This window comes from Aeromonas sp. 602658 (genome assembly GCF_049173005.1).
Classification (GTDB): domain Bacteria; phylum Pseudomonadota; class Gammaproteobacteria; order Enterobacterales; family Aeromonadaceae; genus Aeromonas; species Aeromonas veronii_A.
Genome location: NZ_JAAKRF010000016.1, coordinates 25,974 through 50,062 on the forward strand (window position 1 = coordinate 25,974; position 24,089 = coordinate 50,062).

General features: G+C 57.1%; 16 protein-coding genes. 13 read left to right on the plus strand and 3 right to left on the minus strand.

Annotation, left to right across the window (positions count from 1 at the left end; all coding sequences use genetic code 11):
• Window positions 1–15 precede the first annotated feature (15 nt).
• Genes G5253_RS12760 through G5253_RS12770 form a run of 3 tightly spaced genes read left to right on the plus strand, consistent with a single transcriptional unit; the run spans window position 16 to window position 3,315 of the window.
• Window positions 16–804, plus strand: a complete 789-nt coding sequence (locus G5253_RS12760) for an ATP-dependent zinc protease (protein ID WP_227342371.1) — start codon at window positions 16–18, stop codon at window positions 802–804.
• Between the two features lie 3 nt (window positions 805–807).
• The gene (locus G5253_RS12765; protein ID WP_216953263.1) at window positions 808–2,346 is read left to right on the plus strand and encodes an inactive transglutaminase family protein; all 1,539 of its coding nucleotides are present in this window, start codon (window positions 808–810) and stop codon (window positions 2,344–2,346) included.
• A gap of 3 nt (window positions 2,347–2,349) precedes the next feature.
• Window positions 2,350–3,315 carry an alpha-L-glutamate ligase-like protein gene (locus tag G5253_RS12770; protein WP_216953262.1) on the plus strand — a complete coding sequence of 322 codons (966 nt, stop codon included), beginning with the start codon at window positions 2,350–2,352 and terminating at the stop codon, window positions 3,313–3,315.
• Between the two features lie 181 nt (window positions 3,316–3,496).
• Here the strand turns inward: G5253_RS12770 and G5253_RS12775 are convergent, their stop codons facing one another.
• Window positions 3,497–4,099: a peroxiredoxin C gene (locus G5253_RS12775; protein WP_216953261.1), complete on the minus strand. Its 603-nt coding sequence runs from the start codon at window positions 4,097–4,099 to the stop codon at window positions 3,497–3,499.
• 146 nt (window positions 4,100–4,245) lie between these two features.
• On the opposite strand from G5253_RS12775, the gene G5253_RS12780 reads away from it, so the two are divergent.
• The 4 genes from G5253_RS12780 (at window position 4,246) to G5253_RS12795 (ending at window position 6,928) form a co-directional block, all read left to right on the plus strand.
• Complete coding sequence (locus tag G5253_RS12780; RefSeq protein ID WP_266135101.1) at window positions 4,246–5,154, plus strand: hydrogen peroxide-inducible genes activator; 909 nt, start codon at window positions 4,246–4,248, stop codon at window positions 5,152–5,154.
• A 194-nt stretch (window positions 5,155–5,348) separates the two neighbouring features.
• Entirely contained in the window at window positions 5,349–5,798 is a 450-nt protein-coding gene (locus tag G5253_RS12785; RefSeq protein WP_216953259.1) for a C40 family peptidase, read from the plus strand.
• 279 nt (window positions 5,799–6,077) lie between these two features.
• Window positions 6,078–6,254 carry a hypothetical protein gene (locus G5253_RS12790; RefSeq protein WP_005347176.1) on the plus strand — a complete coding sequence of 59 codons (177 nt, stop codon included), beginning with the start codon at window positions 6,078–6,080 and terminating at the stop codon, window positions 6,252–6,254.
• 497 nt (window positions 6,255–6,751) lie between these two features.
• Complete coding sequence (locus G5253_RS12795) at window positions 6,752–6,928, plus strand: hypothetical protein (protein WP_005337712.1); 177 nt, start codon at window positions 6,752–6,754, stop codon at window positions 6,926–6,928.
• Between the two features lie 72 nt (window positions 6,929–7,000).
• Here the strand turns inward: G5253_RS12795 and icd are convergent, their stop codons facing one another.
• Window positions 7,001–8,254, minus strand: a complete 1,254-nt coding sequence (icd, locus tag G5253_RS12800; RefSeq protein WP_005347179.1) for an NADP-dependent isocitrate dehydrogenase — start codon at window positions 8,252–8,254, stop codon at window positions 7,001–7,003.
• A 156-nt stretch (window positions 8,255–8,410) separates the two neighbouring features.
• Entirely contained in the window at window positions 8,411–9,286 is an 876-nt protein-coding gene (locus G5253_RS12805) for an AraC family transcriptional regulator (protein WP_005347181.1), read from the minus strand.
• Between the two features lie 116 nt (window positions 9,287–9,402).
• Here G5253_RS12805 and manA point away from each other — a divergent pair, with 116 nt between their 5' ends.
• The 6 genes from manA (at window position 9,403) to G5253_RS12835 (ending at window position 24,052) form a co-directional block, all read left to right on the plus strand.
• Window positions 9,403–10,593, plus strand: coding sequence for a mannose-6-phosphate isomerase, class I (manA, locus tag G5253_RS12810; RefSeq protein ID WP_266135102.1), 1,191 nt, complete (start codon window positions 9,403–9,405; stop codon window positions 10,591–10,593).
• 640 nt (window positions 10,594–11,233) lie between these two features.
• Window positions 11,234–13,930: a GH92 family glycosyl hydrolase gene (locus tag G5253_RS12815; protein WP_421203437.1), complete on the plus strand. Its 2,697-nt coding sequence runs from the start codon at window positions 11,234–11,236 to the stop codon at window positions 13,928–13,930.
• Window positions 13,931–13,985: 55 nt separating this feature from the next.
• The gene (locus G5253_RS12820; RefSeq protein WP_266135104.1) at window positions 13,986–16,388 is read left to right on the plus strand and encodes a GH92 family glycosyl hydrolase; all 2,403 of its coding nucleotides are present in this window, start codon (window positions 13,986–13,988) and stop codon (window positions 16,386–16,388) included.
• 62 nt (window positions 16,389–16,450) lie between these two features.
• Window positions 16,451–18,973, plus strand: a complete 2,523-nt coding sequence (locus tag G5253_RS12825) for a GH92 family glycosyl hydrolase (protein ID WP_266135105.1) — start codon at window positions 16,451–16,453, stop codon at window positions 18,971–18,973.
• Window positions 18,974–19,278: 305 nt separating this feature from the next.
• Complete coding sequence (locus tag G5253_RS12830) at window positions 19,279–21,717, plus strand: GH92 family glycosyl hydrolase (RefSeq protein WP_266135106.1); 2,439 nt, start codon at window positions 19,279–19,281, stop codon at window positions 21,715–21,717.
• Window positions 21,718–22,159: 442 nt separating this feature from the next.
• Window positions 22,160–24,052, plus strand: a complete 1,893-nt coding sequence (locus G5253_RS12835) for a PTS fructose transporter subunit EIIC (protein WP_266135107.1) — start codon at window positions 22,160–22,162, stop codon at window positions 24,050–24,052.
• Window positions 24,053–24,089: the final 37 nt, after the last annotated feature.

A 24,089-nucleotide genomic window follows, 5' to 3' on the forward strand; every position in this document is an offset into this window, starting at 1 on the left:
AGGAAGCACAGTTAAATGAATGACATGAAAAGCAAATTAAAAGGAATGACCCTGCTCTCCCTGCTCAGTCTCGGCGGGTGTGTCAATATGGAAAAAACGCCTCAGGTTCCCGCTCTGACGCTGGCCGAGCTTCGTAGCGAGCTGAGCCAGAGCGAGCTGCGCCTGCAAACATCCATGGAACAGCAACAGAAGCAGTATGTGCAGCAACAGCACCTGCTGGTTCAGCTCAACACAGATGTCACCAATATGAAAGAGTCCGTCAAGCAAGTAGATCACAAGCTCGCAGCTCTCCCCTCCGAGCCACCCAAACCGATGGCCATCCCCACCGAGAAGTGCCCGGCCCCCAATCAGGGCCACACCATCGATGGCAAGCTGATGGTCGGTGAAGCGGAGTGGATCTGGGTTGATGCCGCCAACGACGCCTTCCAGGCGCGGGTCGATACCGGTGCGACCACCTCCTCCATCAGTGCCCAGGAGATCACCATTTTCGAACGCAATGGCAAAAACTGGGTGCGCTTCTTCCTGAGTCATCAGGATGTGGATGACAAGATCCAGATCGAAGCGCCGCTGGTACGCCATGTGCGGGTGCGTCAGGCCTCTGCCGACGATCTCGACCGCCGTCCGGTGGTCCGTCTGGCGGTACGGATTGGCGACATGACCGAGAAAGCCGAATTTACCCTGAAGGACCGCAGCGACATGACCTTCCCGGTGCTGCTGGGTCGCGAATTTTTGAAAGACATCGCCGTGGTTGATGTGGCCCGCGAATATATCCAACCCAAACCCAAGCTCAAGGATGTGAAATAATCCATGGTTTCCCGTAAGCCGTTCTATTTGCTGGTAGCCCTGCTGTACATTGTCGGCCTGGGGATGACGATCTATCACCATATCGCGTTGGATGTGCCGCTGACGCCCGGTGAAAAGCGCCAGATCTGGTCCATCGAAGCCAAGCTGGAGTTTGAGGCGACCGGTGAGCCGGTGATCGCCTCCCTGGCCATTCCGGGCACCCAGCCCGGTTTCACCCTGATGAACGAGAACGCCGCCAGCCCCGGCTACGGCCTCTCCTTTGTCGAGAAAGATGGCGATGCCCGCGCCGAGTGGTCCATCCGCACCGCCTCCGGCCGTCAGGAGCTCTACTACCGCGTCGACATGATGGCAGATGCCCATGCCAAACCGGCCGCCAATCCGCAGCCGCCTGCCATCGAGAAGCAGATCGAGAGTGAGCCTTATGCCACCGCGATGAAGCAGATCCTCGAGCGGGCCCAGGAGCGCTCTGCCGACGGCTACACCCTGACTCGCGAGATCATCAAGGAGATCGAGAAGCAGGAGCAGAACGCCGAGCTGCTGAAAAAGCACAAGAGCCGTGCCAACCTGATCGCCGAGCTGCTCAACAATGCTGACGTCCCCACCCGCGTGGTGCATGCTCTGAATCTGGAAGATGGCCGCCGTCGTCAGGAGCTGGTGGATTACCTGCAGGTATTCAACAGCCCGACCGACTACAAGCTGTTCAACCCGCAAACCGGTGAACAGGGCCGTCCGGCCAACCTGCTGCTGTGGGAGTACAACTCCGGCGCCCTGCTGGATGTGACCGGTGGTCACAACTCCCGTGTCAGCTTCTCGATGATCGAGCAGGAGCAGCCGGTCAGCGTGGCGCTGGCCCAGAAGTTTGAAAAATCAGAGATGATGAACTTCTCTATCCACAGCCTGCCGCTGGAAGAGCAGACCCTGTTCAAGGGCTTGCTGCTTATCCCGATCGGCGTGCTGATGGTGGTGTTCTTGCGCGTGATTGTCGGCATCAAGACCTCCGGTACCTTTATGCCGGTGCTGATCGCCGTCGCCTTTATCCAGACCCAGCTGATCACCGGTCTGGTGGGCTTCCTGCTGATCGTCGGCACAGGTCTGGTGATCCGCTCCTATCTGTCACGGCTCAACCTGCTGCTGGTCGCCCGAATATCGGCCATCATCATCATGGTGATCTCGATGATCGGTATCTTCTCTGCCTTTGCCTTCAAGCTGGGGCTGACCGACGGTATGAAGATCACCTTCTTCCCGATGATCATCCTCTCCTGGACCATCGAGCGGATGTCCATCCTGTGGGAAGAAGAGGGCCCGAAAGAGGTGTTCCGTCAGGGCGGTGGCTCCCTGCTGGTGGCCATCATCGCCTATCTGGCCATGGACAACGAACTGATCCGTCACCTCACGTTCAACTTCCTCGGCCTGCAGCTGGTACTGATGGCGACCGTGTTGTTGATGGGTAACTACACCGGCTACAAGCTGAGTGAGCTGAAGCGCTTCAAGCCGCTGGTGGACGAGATCAAGTCTGGCGCCACCCCGGGTAAGGACAAGTAACAGATGTGGTTCTGGGAAAAGTACACCACCCCGTGGAGCCTGTCGCAGGCAGGCATCCTCGGCATGAACAAGCGCAACCACTCCTACATCAGCCGCTACAATCCGCGCAGCCTCTATCCGCTGGTGGATGACAAGCTGCAGACCAAGCAAATTGCGCTGGATGCAGGCGTGACGGTGCCTGAGCTGATCGGCACCATCCGTGCCCAGCACGATGTAGGTCGCATCACCGAGCTGGTAAAAGATTGGCCGGGCTTCTGCATCAAGCCGGCCCGTGGCTCTGGCGGCAAGGGGATCCTGGTGATCCTGCGTCAGGAAGATGGTCTCTTCTACAAACCCAACGGCAGCGCCTGCAACGGCCAGGATCTGGAGCGCCATGTCTCCAACATTCTGGCGGGGCTCTATTCGCTTGGTGGCAAGCCAGACGTAGCGCTGGTCGAAGGCCTTATCAACTTCGATGACGTATTCGACGGCTACTCGTTCGAAGGGGTGCCCGATGCCCGGGTGATCATCTTCAAAGGCTTCCCGGTGATGGCGATGATGCGCCTCTCCACCTCGGCCTCCGATGGCAAGGCGAACCTGCACCAGGGCGCCGTTGGGGTGGGTCTGTGCCTGCGTACCGGCCGCGCGCTGCGGGCGGTGCAGTTTGGCAATCCGCTGCGACACCACCCGGATACCGGCCTCGACCTCTATGAGCTCAAGGTACCCCACTGGGATACCCTGCTCACCCTGGCCGCCTCCTGTTACGAGATGTCTGGTCTGGGCTACATCGGTACCGACATGGTGCTGGACAAGTTCCGCGGCCCCATGCTGCTGGAGCTCAACGCCCGCCCGGGTCTGGCCATTCAAATCGCCAACGGTCGTGGCCTGGTGCCCAACCTCAAGACCATCGAGAAGCTGGGACAGGTCAAGATGAGCGTGGCGCAGCGGGTCAACTTTGCCAAAGAACACTTCGGTATCTTTGACGAGTAGTCCCGCCCCCCATGTCAAAAGCGCGCCAAAGGGCGCGCTTTTTTATGACTGCCGTTTATCGGCGCGCTGCCGGCAACGACAATCCTGCCGAGCAATGGGACAGAACCAGACAGCCAAACAACGGCCATAAAAAAACCGATGCCTGGGCATCGGTTTTTCACTATCCGGCACGCAGACCTGATTACAGGGAAGCGGCGTTCTCGGACAGATACTTGGCAACGCCATCCGGGGAGGCGGTCATGCCTTTCTTGCCTTTCTCCCACTGAGCCGGGCACACTTCGCCGTGCTCTTCGTGGAACTGCAGGGCATCCACCATGCGCAGCATCTCGTCGATGTTGCGACCCAGCGGCAGATCGTTGACTACCTGGTGACGAACAACACCGTTTTTGTCGATCAGGAAGGAGCCACGGAACGCCACACCGGCTTCCGGGTGCTCGACATCATAGGCTTTGCAGATCTCGTGCTTGATGTCGGCAACCAAGGGGTACTTGACTGGGCCGATGCCGCCGTCTTCGATCTTGGTGTTGCGCCAGGCGTTGTGAGAGAACTCGGAATCGATGGAAACACCGATCACTTCCACGCCACGCTTGTTGAACTCTTCCAGACGGTGATCGAAGGCAATCAGCTCGGACGGGCAGACGAAGGTGAAGTCGAGCGGATAGAAGAACAGGACGGCTGCCTTGCCTTTGATGTGGGATGAGAGGGTGAACGAATCAACGATCTCGCCATTACCCAGAACGGCTGCGGCGGTAAAATCGGGTGCGGGACGGCCTACCAATACCATATTCAATTCCTCTTTAAGTGAAGTGAACAATCCAGTCAGGATTGGGCTACCAAGAGCCTAGTCCGTCTAATTCAAGCGACAAACTATAGACCCGGTGGTAGATTAGTTAAATCAAATTAAATAGATAGCATTAATCGGATTTTCCTATGCAACGTTGGCCCAGCCTCAAACAGCTGCAATATCTGGTCGCTCTCGACGAGCACAAGAACTTCAACCGCGCCGCCAAGGCCTGTCATGTCAGCCAGTCGACCCTGAGTACCGGGATCCAGACGCTGGAAGAGATGATGAACCTGCAACTGGTGGAGCGGGACCACAAGAGCTTCATTATGACCCCGGTCGGCATGGAAATCGTCGAGCGCGCTCGCAATTTGCTCTCCGATGCGCGAGATCTGATGGAACTAGGTCAACACCAGGGTGGTGTGATGCAGGGGACCGTGCGTCTGGGCTGTATTCCCACCATCGCCCCCTTCCTGCTCAGCAAACTGCTGAAAGTATGCAGCAAAACCTATCCTGACCTCGAATTGTTACTGCGGGAAGACACCACCAGCAATCTGCTCAAACAGCTGGAACAAGGTCAGCTCGACTTGCTGATCCTCGCCCTCCCCATCGAGATTGGTGGTTTTCACTGCAAGACCGTCGGCCAGGATCCGTTCCACATGGTGATGCCCGCCAGCATGGCGGCCGGTCTGCACACCCCGTTCGACTACAAGGAGCTGCCAAACCAGAGCATCTTCCTGCTGGAGCGGGAGCACTGCCTCACCGAGCACGCAGTGAGCGCTTGCCGTCTGCGGGACAAGAGCAAGATCAACCCGTTTGCTGCAACCAGCCTGCACACCCTGGTGCAGATGGTGGAAGCGGGTCTTGGCACCACCTTCCTGCCGCAGATGGCCATCGATGCAGGTATTCTCGACAACTCCGATCTGGTGGCCATCCCGCTGCCGGGAGAGACCTCCTATCGCGAGATCGGGCTGGTCTGGCGCCCCAGCACCACCCGGGTGCAGACCTTCTACAAGCTGGCCGAGCTGCTTAAACCGCTGATCAGCCACAACGAGTGACAACAAACGCCAGCCCTCGGGTTGGCGTTTTTCAGTTCCCCGCCACATTTTTCCTCTCGGAGACTAGGTCTGGAGCCAGATCCCTGTTTATGATGGAAAAGTTGTCACGCCACTGGCGGCCGTCACCATATTCTGTCCGGGGTGGCGGTTAACAGACGTCTCTATTGGTAGACCCCGTTGTGGAGAGCTCTCCGATGTACCGCAAGCTGATGCTATCCCTGCTGACCCTGCTGCTGGCCGCCTGCTCCAGCACGCCAGAGCCACCGCCGCCCCGCCAGCAGAGCAGTGCCTTTGACGGTTTCTACCAGCAGTGGCGTGGCGTCCCCTACCGGATGGGCGGCACCAACCGCGCCGGACTCGACTGCTCCGCCTTCACCCAGCTCGCCTACAATCAGGTGCTGGGAGTCAACTTGCCAAGAACCACCGAATCCCAGGCCAGTATCGGCAAACCGGTGGATCGCTACCGGCTGCAACACGGGGATCTGGTCTTCTTCAAAACCGGCTGGCAGCAGTACCATGTGGGGGTCTATACCGGTGCCGGCGAGTTTATCCACGCCTCCACGAGCAAGGGTGTAATCCGTTCGAGACTCGACAATGTCTACTGGAACAGCCGCTATTGGCAAGCCCGTCGGGTAACCCAGTAAAGGTTCAAACACCTGCCCGTTATACTGCTGGACTCCGTCAATCCCGGTCGCCAGGTCGAGATAATCCCCTGCACTGAAAACTCAATTGGCCCCAAAACCTGCCTTTCATACCATTTTGTGATAAGGTGGTGGCCAATTTTTAGCACTTTCGCGCTTTTCTCATACGCTATCTGTCCTGATTGACAATAAGCGAAGCAGCGAAAGTGGCTGTGACAGCACTGCCGGACGGGTGGCTCACAGCAGCAGTATCAAGGGTTAAATAGATAAGGAGATCATCCAATGAAACAGTATCAAAACTGGCTGGGGCAATACCTGATGAGTCGCCGTGACGGCGACCACGCCATGGCATGCGAGATGGCGAGTTCCATCTGCGAGTTCTGGCAACAACAGGGAGATGAAACCGAACTGGACAAGTGGCAGCAGATTTACCAGAACCATCTGGAAAAGACCACCTGATCCCGACCGTCACCTTGCTGCCAGCCATCTGTTGGCAGCAAGGCTGCCCCCTATTGCTTCGCGCATAGCCAGTTCCCGCATAACGCCCTTTTGCATGCCCCCTCTACCATTTCTTGAGTCCATGACAGTGCTCATCCAGAACCAAGTGTCGAGCTCGTCGATGCAACCGGACACAACAGGGTTCCCCACCCTGTTTCCCCGGATTTCATCCAAACCAACCGCGTCCTCACGGCGGGTTTTCTGTTTTGAGAACAAGGGGATGGGGCTGTTCTGTCGCAGTCCATGGCGACAATTTCCCCAAGTTGGTCAGTTTGTGCTAAAATGGCGCTCATTTTTTGACATCTCGCGTCACGTTCGCCGCCAGATTGCCCATCGGGCTCTCTGCCCGGGTCGTGACTTTGCACCATCATGCCTGATGATGTTCCCCCCAGGATGAGCCGACAGGCTCCCGTCAAGGTGGGCACCCTCAAGGGCACATGAGATAAGGAGATCGGGTAATGAAACAATATCAAAGCTGGCTGGGAGATTATCTGATGAGTCGACGTGACGGAGATCATGCGATGGCTTCGGAACTTGCCAACACCATCTGCGCCTTCTGGAAGGCCCAGGGTGATGAAGCAGAAACCAGCAAATGGCAGCAACGCTATCAGCAACACGTAGAGCAGGCGCAATAAGCCCCTGCACTCTTTCGCGATAAAAAAACCGGCGCACATGGCGCCGGTTTTACGTTTCTGGCAAGCAGCAGATTACATCTGGTCGATCATGTCCTGAGCAAACTGGGAGCAGGAGCGCAGGGTGGCTCCTTCCATCAGACGCTCGAAGTCATAGGTGACGGTCTTGTTGCGGATCGCCGCTTCCATCCCCTTGATGATGAGATCGGCCGCTTCAACCCAGCCCATGTGGCGCAGCATCATCTCGGCGGAGAGGATCAGCGAGCCCGGGTTGACCTTGTCCTGACCGGCATACTTAGGTGCAGTACCGTGGGTCGCTTCGAACAGGGCCACACCATCGCCGATGTTGGCACCCGGCGCGATACCGATACCGCCTACCTGAGCGGCCAGCGCGTCGGAGATGTAGTCGCCGTTGAGGTTCATACAGGCGATGACGTCATACTCGGCCGGACGCAGCAGGATCTGCTGCAAGAAGGCATCGGCGATGACATCCTTGATGACGATGGTCTTGCCGGTTTTCGGGTTCTTGAAGGAGCACCAGGGGCCGCCGTCAATCAGCTGGGCACCGTACTCGTTCTGGGCCAGGGCATAACCCCAATCCTTGAAGGCACCTTCGGTGAACTTCATGATGTTGCCCTTGTGCACCAGAGTCACGGAGTCACGATCGTTGTCGATGGCATACTCGATGGCGGCACGAACCAGACGCTCGGTACCGGCCTTGGACATCGGCTTGATGCCGATCCCGCAGGATTCGGGGAAGCGAATTTTCTTCACGCCCATCTCGTTTTGCAGGAAGGCGATCACCTTGTTCGCTTCGGCACTGTCGGCCTTCCATTCGATGCCGGCGTAGATGTCTTCGGCGTTTTCGCGGAAGATCACCATGTCGGTCAGATCAGGACGTTTCACCGGGCTCGGGGTGCCGTCGTAGTAACGTACCGGACGCAGGCAGATGTAGAGATCCAGCTCCTGACGCAGGGCTACGTTGAGAGAGCGAATACCGCCACCGACCGGAGTAGTCAGCGGGCCCTTGATGGCCACGCAATATTCACGAATGAAATCCAGGGTTTCGGCCGGCAGCCAGGCACCTTCGCCATAGACATGAGTCGATTTCTCGCCGGTGTAGATCTCCATCCAGGCGATCTTGCGCTCGCCCTTGTAGGCTTTCTCGACCGCAGCATTCACCACATTCAACATGGCAGGGGTTACGTCAACACCGATGCCATCCCCTTCAATAAACGGAATGATCGGATGGTTGGGAACCTGCAGCTTGCCGTTGGCATCGACTGTGATTTTCTGACCCTGGGTCGGGATAACTACTTTGCTTTCCATCGGCATCTCCTAACTTCCGTTTGTTATCAACTTGTTTGTTGCGCGCGGCCATCTTAGCCCATTCATTTTCATAATAAAACGACAAGAAAGCATGTCAGACCAAAGAGGTAGCCACCCGCCAGTGCGCCGTCACAACGTCTTGCCGACCGCGCCCCGTTATCCCTCCAGCTCGCTGGCCGCCGCCTGCGGCTGACTCAGGGAACGGTACTGGGAAGGGGTCAAGCCGGTCTTCTGTTTGAACACCCGGCAGAAGTAGTTCACGTCGGTAAACCCGCAGCGATTGGCGACCTCTTCGAGACGGAAGCGATACTTTTTCAGCATGAACTTGGCCCGCTCCAGCCGCACCCAGCTGATGTAGTCCGCCAGCCGCATGTGCCCCTGCTGGCGGAACAGACGTGAGAGGTGGCTGGGGGAGAGATTGAAGCGGGCGGCGATGCATTCGCGACTGATGGGGCGGTGGAAATTTTCCTGAATGTAGATGCAGATGCCGTGAAAAAGATCGGAGCCACGAGGACGACCGCTCTCCGACTCCACCAGCAACTGCCGTGAGTAACTGAGCAGCGCCTGCAGCAGGTGATTGTCCATCGGTGCCCTTATCGGCTCCTGCGCCAAGGTGTTGAGGGAGAGCAGGATATGATCGAGCGCCCGTCCGGCACCGGCCTGAATACTGTGCTTCTGCACATCGAAGAAACCGGTGTCTCCCTTGTGCTTGCTCACCAGACTGAACCCTATCTGACGCTTGCCGAACAACAGGCTGAGCACGGAACAGTCATTGTCCCAATCCGGCTTGTTCCAGCCGTTGGGGGGAATGTACATCGCCTCCCGCGGCCCCATCTGTACCGACTGCACATCCCCTTCCGGGGACCAGATCTGGTTGAGATAGTGGCCACTGAATACCAGCTCGAGACGCGGAAAATTGACCTGATAACTGAAGCAGGGAGGCACCCCTTTGTCAGAGGCAAACAACACCTTCTCAAAGCCTCCCCCCTCACTTAGAAAGCCGTCCAACAGCTGGGTAAAGATGATACTCATGAATGATCCTGATCAAGATGCAGAGAGCAACCGATTGCGGTGCGCTGCCCCTGCCATGCTATAGTCCGCGCCAGACTGAAATTCCCAAAAAATCGTTCTGATACAAGGAGCCATCCATGAGCTACCCGCCGTTTTTTCTAATGTGCAACCCGATCCAGGATTATGTCTGGGGCAGTCGTGACTCCCTGACCACGCTGTTTGGCATCAAAAATCCCGAAGGCAAACCACAAGCTGAACTGTGGATGGGCGCTCACCCCAATGGCTGCTCCGAAGTGACCCTGGCAGGCGAGACCGTGAAGCTTTCCAGCCTGATTGACGCCAACCCCGTCGCCATGCTGGGCGAAGCTACCCAGGCTCGTTTCGGCTCACTCCCCTTCCTGTTCAAGGTGCTCTGCGCCGAGCAAGCCCTCTCCATTCAGGTACATCCGAGCAAGGCACAGGCCGAAGCCGGTTTTGCCAGAGAAGAGGCCGCAGGCATCGATATCAAGGCGAGCAACCGCAACTACAAGGATCCGAACCACAAGCCGGAGCTGGTCTTTGCCCTCACCCGCTATCAGGCGATGAACGGCTTTCGCGCCATCCCGGCCATCCTGGCCCTGTTCGATCGCATGGCGCTGCCCGCCCTGGTCGACCTGACCGCGGCGCTTCGCCAGTCACAGGATGAAGCTGGCCTGCAGCACTTCTTCCACCAGCTGCTGATCCTCAGCGGTGATCGCAAGGACGAGGCGCTGGCTGGCCTGCTGGCCTATGCCGCCGCCCATCAGGATGAAGAGACTTTCGCCACCATCAGCAAGCTGGCCAACCAGTACCCGGGGGATGTGGGGCTCTTCTCGCCGTTGCTGCTCAACGTGGTAACACTTGAGCCGGGTCAGGCGATGTTCCTCGATGCCCAGACCCCCCACGCCTACATCCACGGCACTGGCCTCGAGATCATGGCCAACTCCGACAACGTGCTGCGTGCCGGTCTGACCCCCAAATACATGGATGTGCCGGAGCTGCTGGCCTGCACCCGCTGTGTCGCCAAACCGGACGACCAGATCCTGCTCACCCCTCGCATGGAAGGCACAGTACAGCACTTCGACGTGCCGGTACCGGATTTCACCTTCAGCGTATATGGCGCAGGCGAACATGCCCTCACCACCGGCAATGCCGAGATCCTGTTCGCCATCGATGGGCCCATCACCCTCATTGGCCAGGATGGTGAGCGTCTGACACTGACCATAGGGCAATCTGCATTTGTACCCGCCAGCACCAGCGATTATCGCGTGACGGCTGAAGGGCGTTTTGCCCGCGCCAGCAACCGCTGATCCTGGTGGGCCATCGGCTCATCACCCTCTGTTCAAAGGGCCCAGCAGGGCCCTTTTTTTCAGCTCATCTGACCATGTGGAGCCCGGTACGACTCACAAAATCGGTCATTTAACTCAACATCGAAGAATAACACGCTGAATTATAATGATTAATATCATTTAGCCTCCCTGGTCACGCCACCCTGCAGTTATGCGAGCCAGCTCACACCCTTCCCCACACGTCATAAAAATCCAGTTAATGCCATTTTTTTCCTCTGTCCCAGGATATTAATCAACGAAATAATAGAAACCGTTAATTTACAGGCAGCAGGAAAAACATTTAAGAGCATTTATATATTCCAGATGTAACACAGCTCAGCCACTTATTTCATAAGTGTAAGGGGCGATTTTTTAAATCAGGCTATAGGTGCCTGTTATTTTTCCTGCGCATTTATTTTTCCGCCTGTATGGCCAGATCGTTTTCACGATCCATTTTATCTGGCTGATATTCCCCCCGTCACCCTCTATATCCAGTGACAGTCGGGGTAATACATGCAGATGGCTCTCTCATCCGGCAGATATTCATTGGCTGGCCCGGCGCTCTGCATTATCTGTTTTTATACGTTCGATACCCTACTTTCATTAACCTGTGGCGACAAATATGAAACTGAAACGTTCCCTGCTCGCGTGTGCCGTACTGGCTGGCCTGGTTGGTATATCCGGTTGTCAAAATGACTCGGATACCGCTGTCGATAACAATAAAGAGACTAACGTCTCCCGTTACGTCAATCCGTTCATCGGCACAGGTAATTTGGGCAACACCTATCCCGGCGCCACGACCCCGCATGGCATGGTGCAGCTGTCGCCCAATAATGGGGCCAATGGCTGGGAATATATCTCCGGCTATTACTACCACGACAACCGCCTCGCCGGGTTTTCCCACACTCACCTCTCGGGCGCCGGAGCTGGAGATCTCAACGATATTCTGGTGATGCCGATCAACTCACGCTCCAATTTCATGCTGAACGAGGGGTCGGCCTCACTGAATCTGGAGGCCTCCCGCTACAGCCACAAGGATGAAGAGGCAACGGCGGGCTACTACAAGGTCAATCTGAAGGATTACGGGATCAAGGCCGAGCTGACCGCCTCGGATCGGGTGGGGGTTCATCGCTACACCTTCCCGCAAGATAAAAAATCGGAAATCGTGGTCAACCTCGGCTTCAAGGTCAACTGGGACTACACCTCCGACTCCTATCTGAAATGGGACAAAACCCACAACCGGATCGAGGGCCATCGCTTCTCTGACGGCTGGGCCCCCAGCCAGAAAGAGTTCTTCGTGATGGAGTTCGACCAGCCCATCAAAAACATCCGCTTCGCCTACTTTGACAAAGACCAGAACCGCTATCTGGACCTGCCGGAAGGCACCACCGAGATCGGCAACGAGACCCGTGGCAAATATCAGTACGCGCGTGCCTATTTGGAATTTGATACCGCGGCGGCGGGCTTGGTCGTCGAGGCCAAGGTAGCCCTCTCCAACGTCGAGATCGGCCGGGATGGCAACGCTGGCGCCTCACTCAACATGACCGAAGTGGCCAATATGTCGTTTGACGATGTCCGTCAGGCTGCGACCCAAAAATGGGAAAAGGAGCTGGGCAAGATCCGGGTCAGTGGGGATGAGGAGTACAAACAGACCTTCTATACCGCGCTCTACCACACCTATCTGGGCCAGACCATTCACTCTGATCTGGACGGGCGCTACCGCCAGGTGCATCAGGGGCGCAACGCCTATCCGGATGGCAACACACCGTGGGGCGAGCAGATCGATACCCTCAAGGAGTCGGTTCGCACTGCCGATGCCAACCGGGATGGCAAAGCGGACTTTACCCGTTACGACACCTTCTCCCTGTGGGACACCTACCGCGCAGTACAACCCCTCTCGTCACTGCTGGAGCCGGATCGCCTCGCAGATGTGGTGCTCTCCATGCTCTCCTACGCCGAGGAGGAGTGGATGGACGATCTGGGCAACCTGCGCAAGGGCAGATTGCCGGAGTGGACCTTCAAGGGTAACGAGACCGGCATGATGATGGGGATGCACTCCACGCCGGTGATCCACGACGTACTCTCCAAAGGCTCGCTGGACAGACGGATGATCGCGCTGGGCTTCAGCGATGCGGAACGTCAGGAGATCAAGGAGCGACTGGTGACCGCCATGATCATCGACGCCCGCGCAGCCACCAGCCAGGGGGTCGCCTGGATCAAGGAGTACGAGCAGCAAGGCTATGTACCTGCCCAGTTGCATGACACACCGCCGGGCAATGACTGGGAATCTCACTCCCCCTTCAAGGATGCCTGGACCTCATCCTACTCGCTGGAGTACTCCATGAATGACTGGGCGATCGCCCAATCGATCAAGGCAGTATTTGGCGAAAGTGACCCCCGCTATCAGGAGTTTGCCGATCGATCCAAGAACTGGCAGGCGCAGTTTGACTTTGGCGGCAAGCAGTACAAGGGGTGGTTCAAGGCCCGCGACTACGCTGGCAACTTCATTGATGCCGGTTGGGTAGACCCGAAAACCGGCCGGGCACTGGGCAAGGATTGGCGCCCCGACATGTTCAACTGGTCATTCGCCGAGTCCAACGGCTGGCAATACGCCTTCAGCGTTCAACATGACATTCATGGCCTGGTCGATCTGATGACCCGCTTCGACCAGACCCAGAATCCTCAGGCCAAACGGGGCGAACTGTTTGCCAAACGGCTGGACGAGTATTGGAGTACCTATCCGGATCGCAACGCTGGCGACAACCAGTTCCCGGTATTCAACACCGGCAACGTGGGACAGCATGTGCAGGGCAACGAGCCCGATATCCATGTGCCCTACCTCTACAACTACGTAGGACAGCCCTGGAAGGGACAGGCCGCCATCGTGGCAGCCACCAACGTCTGCTACAAGAACACCCCTGACGGCATCTGTGGCAACGATGACTTTGGCACCCTCTCTGCCTGGTTCGTGTTCCGGGCGCTGGGCTTCTTCCCGGTCAATGCCTCCTCCGGCATCTACGAGATTGGCACCCCCATGTTCGAAACCGCCTCGCTCGATGTGGGTGCGGGCAAACAGTTCACCGTCACGGCCCAGAATGTCAGCCGCGACAACATCTACATCCAGTCCGCTCGCCTCAATGGCAGCGAGTTCAATCGCAGCTACCTCACCCATGAGGAAATCCTCAGTGGCGGCAAGCTTGAATTCGTGATGGGCGATAGCCCCAACCAGAATTGGGGCAGCCAGCCGGAAGATCTGCCGCCCGCGCAAGGTATCGGCACCTTCCTGCACGAAGGCGACCTGCCTGCCGGTTCCCGTTAATCACCTGTTCGGGGGAGGACTTCCTCCCCCATCACCACTCAAAAATGGAATGACCATGTTCAAGTGCAATCTTCTTTCTCTTGCGGTGATTGCCGCACTGACCGGTGGCATCGCCGGTTGCAACAGTGAGAGCGAGTCTACCGCTATCGAGAAACCGGTAACTCCGGTTGTCGATCTGTCGGTACTGAAATACGTTGACCCCATGATAGGCACCGCCGCATCAGGCCACACCTTCCCCGGTGCCACCCGCCCTGCCGGCATGGTGCAGCTCTCGCCGGATACCTTTATTGGCTCCAACACCGATCACGAGAGCGGACTCAACCCCTGGCACTCAGCCTCCGGCTACTGGGACTCTTCCAATTACCTCACGGGCGAGATCGTCGCAACCGATGTTCCGCTCTACGGCTTCTCCCATACCCATCTCTCCGGCACCGGCGCCACCGATCTGGGCGACATTCTGGTACTGCCCTACGCCGAGATGGCCGACGCCCAGATAAACGCCTTTGACAAAACCAATGAGCACGCCAGCGCCGGTTATTACAAAACCAGACTGAACAAGGGGGAGATTGAGGTTGAACTGACCACCACCAAACGAGTCGGTTTGCACCGTTACACCTTCGCCAAAGGAGCGGATCGGAATGTGAAATTCGATCTGGGTCATACCCTGCTGAACAACAACGGTCAATCGCTGAAAAACAAAATCGAAGTGGTGGATGAGTACACCCTGCGTGGCCGCAAAACCTCCACTGGCTGGTTCCAGGGACAGAACCATCAGGGCCAGAACATCTTCTTCTACGCCAAATTCAACCAACCTGTGGCCAGGGCCATGCTGGGCGAGCAGGACAAGATGCCCACCCGGGAGATGCGCCCCAACAGCGTCTATCAAGGGGATGACCTGACCGCCTACCTCAATTTTGGCCAGGGTGACCAACCGATCGAGATCCGGGTCGGTATCTCGGCGGTGAGCTGGCAAGGAGCACAGAAGAATCTGGAGGCGGAAGCCCCCACCTTTGATTTCGCCAAGGTGAAGTCAGACGCCGAATACGCGTGGGCCGAAAAGCTGGCAACACTCAAAACCGAAGGGGGGACGGAAACCGAGAAGACCAATTTCTACACCGCCCTCTACCACATGATGATCGCCCCTATCGAGCTCTACGATGTGGATGGCAAGTATCTTGATATGCAGGGCACCCTGCGCACCCTGCAACCTGGCGATACCCCCAACTACTCCATCTACTCGACCTGGGATACCTTCCGCGCCGTTCACCCCATGTGGACCATCATGGACCCGCCACAGGCGACTCTCTACGCCAAGGATCTGATCCGCAAATCCAACGTGGAGTTCGGCCTGCTGCCCAAATGGGAAGGCCACGGCTCGGAAACCGGCACCATGATTGGCTACCCCTCGGCGGCCATCCTTGCCGATGCGGTGACCAAGGGGCTGATCGATGCGCAAGAGGCACTGGAAGCCTCGGTCAAATCGGCCCACTACCGGCCTGCCGATTACCCGCAGATCCATGACGACATCCTGAGCTCGCTGATGGCCGGTCAGCTCAGCTATCACGAGAAAGAGCAGTGCGTCCGTTATCCCAACTGGAACTCGGTCTCCTACTCGCTGGAGTTCTCTTTCTACGACTGGACCATCGCCGAGATGGCGAAAGCCGCGGGCGACATGACTACCTATCAGGAGTTCAAGGCACGATCCTACAACTCGCTCAAACATTGGGATCCCCAGGCTGGCAATGCCGATGGCAAAGGCTTCTTCGTACCGACCGAGCTGAAAAACGGTGACCCGTGCGCCCTGAAATACGCGGCGGCCGATTTCGATCCCTACAAGTCGGATGCCTTCTACTACACCGAGGGCAATGCCTGGCAGTGGCAGTGGTCCTTCATGCAGGATCTCGACAAGCTGACCGAGATCATGGGTGGCCAGCAGGGACTGAACGACAAGCTCGACAACCTGTTCAACGCCGACCCCAACGGGGGCGAAGCACATCAGGACATGACCGGTTACATCGGGCAGTACATTCATGGCAACGAGCCCTCACACCACGTCATCTATCTCTACAATCGCACCGCCCAGCCCTGGAAAGCGCAGGAGTACCTCGACCGGGTCTATAAGGAGTTCTACAAAACCACCCCGGATGGCCTGATCGGCAATGAAGACGTCGGCCAGATGTCGGCCTGGTACATCATGAGTGCCATGGGCTTCTATCAAATCTCCCCGGGCGACCCGACCTACACCATCGGTCGTCCCATCTTTGACAAGGTCACCATCAACCTGCCCGACGGTCAGTTCAACGTGGTCGCACAGAACAACAGCCCGGACAACCTCTATGTCAAAGAGGTCACCATCAATGGCAAGCCACTCAACCAGTACAACACCTTCGCCCACAGCGAGATCCGTCCCGGTGGTGAGCTGCGTTTTGTGATGACCAACCAGCAACCGACCCCGTAACTCTACAAGCGGCAAGCCACCCGGCTTGCCGCTTTTTCATCTCCGGAATTTGAGGAACAACAATGTTCAAACCCCACAAGCTGGCCATCATGGTGACAGCCCTGCTTGGCCTCTATGGCTGCAACACAAACGATGAGACTACTGACAATGGCCGCCCCGATAATGCCCTGCAGGTGCTGCAATATGTCGATCCGCTGATCGGCACCGATGGGCTGGGCAATGTCAATCCGGCCCCGGTCATGCCGGAAGGGATGATCCAGCCGGGCCCGGACAACTGGAATCCGGCCAACTGGAATGGCAAGGGATCCCCTTCCGACTATCACCACCATCTGGCCAAGCTTTCCGGCTTCAGCAGCACCCATATCTCGGGGGCAGGCAAGGGGGATCTCAATGATTTCGCCTTCTTGCCCTTCATCGGCAGCAATACCGACCCGGTCACCATCAACAAGACGAGCGAACAGTCGGAAGTAGGCTATTACAAAGCGGATCTGGTGGAGACCGGCATCAAGGCCGAACTCACTGCCACCCAGCGGGTCGCCTTCCACCGTTACAGCTATCCGGCGGGTGAAGATCGCAAAGTCCAGCTTGATCTGCAGCACGAGCTGCTGGAGCAGTACGGTAACCACTCCCGCAATATTTACTTCAAGCGGGTGAGCGACAACGCCATTGCCGGAGCCAGAACCAGCAACGAGTGGGGGCAGTGGCAGACGGTCTTTTTCTACGCCGAGTTTTCCGAGCCGTTTGTGGATCAGATCCTCTATGTCGATGGCAAATTGAGCAACGACACCGAGGTGGGGTTGGCCGATTACATCGGGTATGGCGAAACCAGACCCCGGGTACGGGATGTGGTGACCCAGCTCAACTTTGCCAAAGGGGAACGGCCCATCACCATGAAGATGGCCATCTCGGGCACCGGCATTGAGGGGGCCATGGCCAACCTGCGCGCCGATGAACATGACTACCGCTTCGATCAGGTGGTGCAGGAGAACAAGCAGGCATGGGCGAAAGTGCTCAATAAGTTCACCCTGGAGGGTGGCAGCGATGCCGACAAGACGATGTTTTATACCTCGCTCTATCGCACCTACATCGCCCCCTTCGTCTATCAGGATGTGGATGGTCAATATCGCGGAATGGATGGCAAGGTGCATCAGGCCAAGCCGGGCTTTACCAACTATTCGGTCTACTCCATGTGGGACACCTTCCGCGCCGCTCACCCATTGAAGACCATCATCGAAAAAGAGCGATCCATCGACTATGTGCACGATCTGCTTAACAAATATAAAACCGGCGGCATCATGCCCAAATGGGAGCTGCACTCCGACTATACCGGCGAGATGGTCGGCTACCCGGCGGTCTCCATCATCGCCGACGTCATCGTCAAATACCCGGATGCATTCACACAGGAAGAGATAAAGCTGGCGCTGCAGGCGGCCAATGTCTCCGCCAACTTTGACCTCGCGCTGACCAAAAGCTGGGTGCCCTATCAGGATCCCTGGAACGGCGACAAGCGCTTCACCGTGATGACCCGTCACGGCCAGTATGCCGAGCAGCACGGCTATGTCCCCGCCAACGTCAAACTCAAGCCGGAAGAGGGCGGCATGGCGCAGGACAAGTACGATGAACTGGTCAACGAGTCCGTCTCGTACGGTGTCGAGAATGCCTACTATGACTGGTGCATCGCCCAGCTGGCCCGACTGGCTGGCGACAAATCCGCCGAGAACCGCTATCTGGCCCGGGCGACTACCTGGCGCGCCTATTTTGACTACAACCCGGCGCAATATGGCAAATATGGCGCGACCGGCTTTATGCGCCCCAAAAATTACGATGGCAGCTGGGTCAACAATTACCCCTCCTGCGCCATCGATAAAAACGGCAATCCCGTTACACCACCACAAAACTGTGACACCAACGACAGCAGCCGTTATGACATCTTCTGGCCCTATCGGGCCGAGCACAGGGGGCAGGACTTTACCGAAGGCAACACCTGGCAGTGGAGCTGGTTTGTTCCCCACGATATCGAGGGGCTCAAAGAGGTGATGGGGGGCGAGGAGGGATTCCGGAAGAATCTGGATGCCCTCTTCACCGCCAACTCCAACGCTGATACCTCGCAAGGGGATATGACCGGCTATATCGGGCAGTTCGTGATGGGGAACGAACCGGATCACCATGTTCCCTACCTCTATAACTGGACCAAGGAGCCGTGGAAAACCCAGGAGTATGTGGATCAGGCGGTGCGCAGCTTCTTCCACCCGACCACCACAGGGCTGATTGGCAATGAGGATGTGGGGCAAATGTCCGCCTGGTACATCATGAGTGCGCTGGGCTTCTATCAGGTCACGCCGGGGCTCCCGGTCTACACCATAGGTCGGCCACTGTTTGACAAGGTGATCATGGATATCGATGGCGGAAAATTCACCGTGATCGCCGAAAACAATGGCACCCAAAATATCTATGTGGAATCCGTCACCATCAATGGCAAACCATTGGGGGAAAACCTGACGTTCAATCACAGCGATATTCGTGCCGGTGGTGAACTGAAATTTATCATGACGGCGCAAAAACCGATCCGCTCAGATAATAAATAACCATCATGCACTATCAATATATGTTCAGGCCCAAAGCTTCCTTTGGGCCTCTTTTTTGTTCACTAACAAAAATGTTCAAAAATATACCGCACGCAATTACATGATACCCGGATCACAAACAGCGCGCCTTGCCACAAAAGTCTAGTGAATGACACTTTTTTACTCTGTCGATGAAACAGATGGCATGGGAATAATAGTGCTCGCCGGGATCAATGCCATCGAGCACCAATATTGCTCAGGGATCGCTCCGGTCTCATAAAAATAGATCATGACTGCTCACCCTCTACCCGATGGAGCCGCTCAATATGTTCAAGAAAAATATTCTGGCCATTGCCCTGACCAGCACGGTAGCCATGTTATCCGGCTGCGATTCAGATAACAGCAGCGACAATAACGACGATCAAAAGCCAACGCCAACCAATGTGTTGCAATATGTGAACCCATTCGTTGGCACTGGCTTTAACGGTCACACCTTTCCCGGCCCTGTGGTACCGGAGGGCATGGTGCAACTCTCGCCGGATACCGAGTTGATCGGCTGGCACTCCTCCTCCGGCTATCACTTTGACAAAGATACCCTGTTCGGATTTTCCCACACCCACCTCTCAGGCACCGGCATGGGGGGGCTGGGGGATATTCTGTTCCTGCCCTTTACCGAAGATAAATCCAAATACATCGAGCAAAGCGATGATTACCGCAAAGCCATCTCGGTCAAAATGGACAAAAAATCCGAGCAGGCCGAGCCTGGCTACTATGCGGTGCGCATCGCCGAGAATGGCATCAAGGCCGAGCTGACCGCCTCCGAGCGGGTGGGCTTTCACCGCTACACCTATCCGCAGGGGCAACCCCAACGGCTGAAGATCGATTTGAACTCGATCCTCAACAGCGACTGGGGATCGAGTTCGCTGCGCAACAAACTCACCGTCAGCGAAGATGGCTACACCATCACCGGCGAGCGAGATGCGACTCACTTCTCCGGCTGGGCGAAAAACCAGAAGATCTTCTTCCATGCGACCTTCGACAAGAAGATCAAAGGGGTCTACATCCTCGCTGGTGGTGTGCCGGTAGAGGGCTTGAGCGCCGAGCACAAGGCCAAATCCAAAGCGGATGTCACCGCTTACGTCGAATTTGAAGAGGGCGGCTCAGCCCAACTGAACGCCAAAGTTGCCCTATCGGCGGTCGATGCCACCGGCGCATGGAACAACTACCAGGCCGAAGGGGATGTTTCGTTTGACGAGGCCCGCGCCAACGCCCGCGAGAAGTGGGCCAACGCCCTCAATTTCACCATCGAGGGGGGCAGCAAGGAGCAAAACGAGATCTTCTACACCGCCCTCTACCACACCAAGATCGCCCCCATCGTCCATCAGGATGTGGATGGCAACTACCGCGGCATGGGCAAAGGGGCGCAGGCCAAGGGGGAAGGCAGCTACTCCATCCACTATGGCCAGGCAAGCGAAGATCAGCCCAACTTCTCGGTCTACTCACTGTGGGACACCCAGCGAGCGCTGCACCCGCTTAAAACCATCACCGAACCCACCCGCGCCGTGCAGTATGCCAAGAACCTGCTCCAGAAGTATCTGGAGAGCGGCCTGCTGCCCAAGTGGGAGCATCTGGGGGATGAGACAGGCACCATGGTGGGCTATCCGGCGGTGGTGGTGATTGCCGACGCCATCACCAAATACCCCGATGCCTTCACTGCGCAGGAGAAAAATCTGGCGCTCACGGCCGCCATCGACTCCTCCACCTATACCAACTACCCCATGCTGGCGACCGAGTGGGACAAGGCGGTGCTGGACAAGACCCTGACCAACCACATCGATTACATCGAAAAGAACGGCTTTGCCCCGGCAGTGCAGCGGATCGACGGTCAGCCCGTCTTCGCTGACTACACCCTCGAGTCGGTCTCCTACGGTCTGGAGAACGCCTTCTATGACTGGGCCATCGCCCGGATCGCCAAGGCGGCCGGCAACCCGGCGGCCGAAGCGCGCTATCTGGCCCGTTCTAACGGCTATCAGCGCTACTTCGACCACAATGCGGCCGAATACGCCCAGTACGGGGTGACCGGTTTCATGCGTCCGGTGATGATCGATGGCGCCTTCATGACGCCGTTTGATCCCTATGGCACCGAACATGAGACCGGCAACTATACCGAGGGCAACGCCTGGCAGTGGACCTGGTTTGTGCCCCATGACATCAAGGGTCTGAAAACCGCGATGGGCGGAGAAGAGGCCTTCAAGCAGAATCTGGACGCCACCTTTGCTGCCGAGAGTCAGGGGTCGGAGACCGCTGACATGACCGGGATGATGGGTCAGGTGGCCTTCGGCAATGAACCCTCCCACCATATTCCCTACCTCTACAACTGGACATCGGAGCCCTGGAAAACTCAGGAGACGGTCGACTACATCCTCGACACCATGTACTCGAACACCCCGGCAGGCATCATAGGCAACGAGGATGTGGGCTCCATGTCTGCCTGGTATGTGATGTCAGCACTTGGCTTCTATCAGGTGAATGCGGCAGACCCCGTTTACACTATTGGCCGCCCGCTATTTGCCAAAGCGACCATCCCGGTCAAGGGGGGAACCTTCACCATCATCGCCGATAACAACAGCGCCAAGAACCGCTATGTCCAGTCGGTCACCATCAATGGCAAACCGCTCAAGGATGGTCTCTTCTTCGAGCACAAGGAGTTTGTACCGGGGGGCAACCTCCACTTCGTGATGGGCGATACCCCGCCACAAAAGTAACGATCGATAGCATTGAAGTGACATTCAGCACGCAATCCGAAAATGTCACTTTGTGATACCCGACGGCCCACGCCAGATGGATTGATAAAATCCAATCAGCGCTGGGCCATTTTATTTTCCAGTGGGAAACCCAGGTTCAGCCATTAAGCCGTTTTTCTCAAATATGCCTTAAATCGGGCAATAAACCGCAAAAAATGGCTGTAAATCCCATTACAAGGGTTTTTCTGTCATACCTTGACCGCTGTCACATCCTGCCATTAATTAAACAAAAACCACTATTGAGTTAAAGATCAACACTTTGCGAGCTGGATCACACCAGCAAAACCATGCAACAAAAATCCAGTTATTGCTACATTCATCGCCTGTCCAACCCTACCCGTGAGGGCAATAATGAGCCCAATTCGCAACGCATGACTTAGCCCTTACAGGGAAGGAGAGTGAGATGTTACCCACCATGACCAACGGCAGACTCATCTGCCTGGAGTTGAAGGCCACCAGCAAGGAGGCTCTGTTCGACGAGATGGCACAGATGCTGGCGCGCGATGGCGCCGTGTCTGATCAACAGCAATTCGTCAAGGATATCTGGGCCCGCGAGCAGCTGGACTGCACCGGCTTCGAGCAGGGTGTCGCCCTGCCCCACGCCAAGAGCAAGGCGGTCAGCCGTCCGGCCATAGCCATCGGTGTCAGCCGTCAGGGTATCGAGTACGGCGCCGAAGATGGCAAACCGACCCAGCTTATCTTCATGATCGCCTCCCCGGATGGCGGCGCCAACCACCACATCGAAGTGCTGGCCGAGCTCTCCACCCGTCTGCTGGAACCGGGCTTTATCGAGCAGATGAAAGCCGCCACCACCGTCGAGCAAGCGCTGACCCTGCTCAAGCAAGGCCCGAAAGTGCAAAAACCGGCCCCAGCCGCCAAACCGGCTGCCACTGCACCGGCTGAACCCGAAGAGCGCACCTTCAAGGATCGCCTCAATACCATGAAGCAGCACCTGCTGTTTGGTACTTCCCACATGATCCCTTTCATCGTGGCGGGCGGTGTGCTGCTGTCACTGTCGGTGATGATGAGCGGCAAGGGCGCCGTGCCGGAAGCGGGCTTCCTCAAAGACATGGCAACCATGGGGATCGCCGGTCTGACCCTGTTTACCGCCGTGCTGGGTGGCTATATCGCCTACTCGCTGGCTGACAAGCCGGGCCTGGCCCCGGGCATGATCGGCTCCTGGATTGCCGTTCAGCACTATCAAACCGGTTTCCTCGGCGCCATTCTGGTGGGCTTTATCGCCGGTTTCGTGGTCAATCAGCTCAAACGGATCAAGCTGCCTGACTCCATGACCTCCCTCGGTTCCATCTTCATCTATCCGCTGATCGGTACCTTTCTGGTGTGCGGCATCGTGATGTGGGGGATCGGTGCCCCGATCGCCGCCATGATGGAAGGGATGAACCACTGGCTCTCCAGCATGGCGGGCTCAGGTAAAGTGATGCTGGGTGCCATTCTGGGTGGTATGACCGCCTTCGATATGGGCGGCCCGGTCAACAAGGTTGCTACCCTGTTTGCCCAGACTCAGGTCAACACCCAGCCCTGGCTGATGGGCGGCGTCGGCATCGCCATCTGTGTGCCGCCGCTCGGTATGGCACTGGCTACCCTGATGTCTCCGAAGCGTTACAAGAAAGAGGAGCGTGAATCCGGCAAAGCGGCCGCCATCATGGGCATGATCGGTATCAGCGAAGGTGCAATCCCGTTTGCCGCCGCGGACCCCATGCGTGTCATCCCAGCCATCGTCGCAGGCGGTATCGTCGGCAACATCACCGGCTTTATGATGCACAGTATCAACCACGCCCCCTGGGGTGGCTGGATTGTCCTGCCGGTGGTGGAAGGCAAGATGGGCTACATCCTGGGTACCATCCTCGGCGCCCTGACCACCGCCATCATCGTCAACCTGCTGAAGAAGCCGGTGAGCGAAGAAGATGACGTGACCGCCACCCAAACCAGCTTCGAAGTCATTGAAGCGGAAGGGGAAGCAGACGTACTGGCCATCACTGCTTGCCCGTCTGGCGTTGCCCATACCTTCCTGGCCGCCAAGAGCCTGCAGAAGGCCGCCGCCAAGCAGGGGATCAAGATCAAGGTCGAGACCCAGGGCGCCAACGGCATCATCAACCGCATCACCGCCAAGGATGTCGCCAACGCCCGCTGCGTCATCTTCGCCCACGATGTGGCCATCAAATACCGTGAACGCTTCACCGATATCGAAGTCATCGACGTGAAGACCAAGGAGGCGATCCACAATCCGGAAGCACTGCTGGCCCGCACTCAGGGCAACAAGGCAAATGCCGCCTGATAGCAGTCAGACCAACCAGTACAAGGGGCCCATCACG

Excerpts from the sequence above, each read along its gene's own strand:
- G5253_RS12760 (WP_227342371.1), top strand. The coding sequence starts at position 16 with ATGAATGACATGAAAAGCAAATTAAAAGGAATGACCCTGCTCTCCCTG.
- G5253_RS12765 (WP_216953263.1), top strand. The coding sequence starts at position 808 with ATGGTTTCCCGTAAGCCGTTCTATTTGCTGGTAGCCCTGCTGTACATT.
- G5253_RS12770 (WP_216953262.1), top strand. The coding sequence starts at position 2,350 with ATGTGGTTCTGGGAAAAGTACACCACCCCGTGGAGCCTGTCGCAGGCA.
- G5253_RS12775 (WP_216953261.1), bottom strand. The coding sequence starts at position 4,099 with ATGGTATTGGTAGGCCGTCCCGCACCCGATTTTACCGCCGCAGCCGTT.
- G5253_RS12780 (WP_266135101.1), top strand. The coding sequence starts at position 4,246 with ATGCAACGTTGGCCCAGCCTCAAACAGCTGCAATATCTGGTCGCTCTC.
- G5253_RS12785 (WP_216953259.1), top strand. The coding sequence starts at position 5,349 with ATGTACCGCAAGCTGATGCTATCCCTGCTGACCCTGCTGCTGGCCGCC.
- G5253_RS12790 (WP_005347176.1), top strand. The coding sequence starts at position 6,078 with ATGAAACAGTATCAAAACTGGCTGGGGCAATACCTGATGAGTCGCCGT.
- G5253_RS12795 (WP_005337712.1), top strand. The coding sequence starts at position 6,752 with ATGAAACAATATCAAAGCTGGCTGGGAGATTATCTGATGAGTCGACGT.
- icd (WP_005347179.1), bottom strand. The coding sequence starts at position 8,254 with ATGGAAAGCAAAGTAGTTATCCCGACCCAGGGTCAGAAAATCACAGTC.
- G5253_RS12805 (WP_005347181.1), bottom strand. The coding sequence starts at position 9,286 with ATGAGTATCATCTTTACCCAGCTGTTGGACGGCTTTCTAAGTGAGGGG.
- manA (WP_266135102.1), top strand. The coding sequence starts at position 9,403 with ATGAGCTACCCGCCGTTTTTTCTAATGTGCAACCCGATCCAGGATTAT.
- G5253_RS12815 (WP_421203437.1), top strand. The coding sequence starts at position 11,234 with ATGAAACTGAAACGTTCCCTGCTCGCGTGTGCCGTACTGGCTGGCCTG.
- G5253_RS12820 (WP_266135104.1), top strand. The coding sequence starts at position 13,986 with ATGTTCAAGTGCAATCTTCTTTCTCTTGCGGTGATTGCCGCACTGACC.
- G5253_RS12825 (WP_266135105.1), top strand. The coding sequence starts at position 16,451 with ATGTTCAAACCCCACAAGCTGGCCATCATGGTGACAGCCCTGCTTGGC.
- G5253_RS12830 (WP_266135106.1), top strand. The coding sequence starts at position 19,279 with ATGTTCAAGAAAAATATTCTGGCCATTGCCCTGACCAGCACGGTAGCC.
- G5253_RS12835 (WP_266135107.1), top strand. The coding sequence starts at position 22,160 with ATGTTACCCACCATGACCAACGGCAGACTCATCTGCCTGGAGTTGAAG.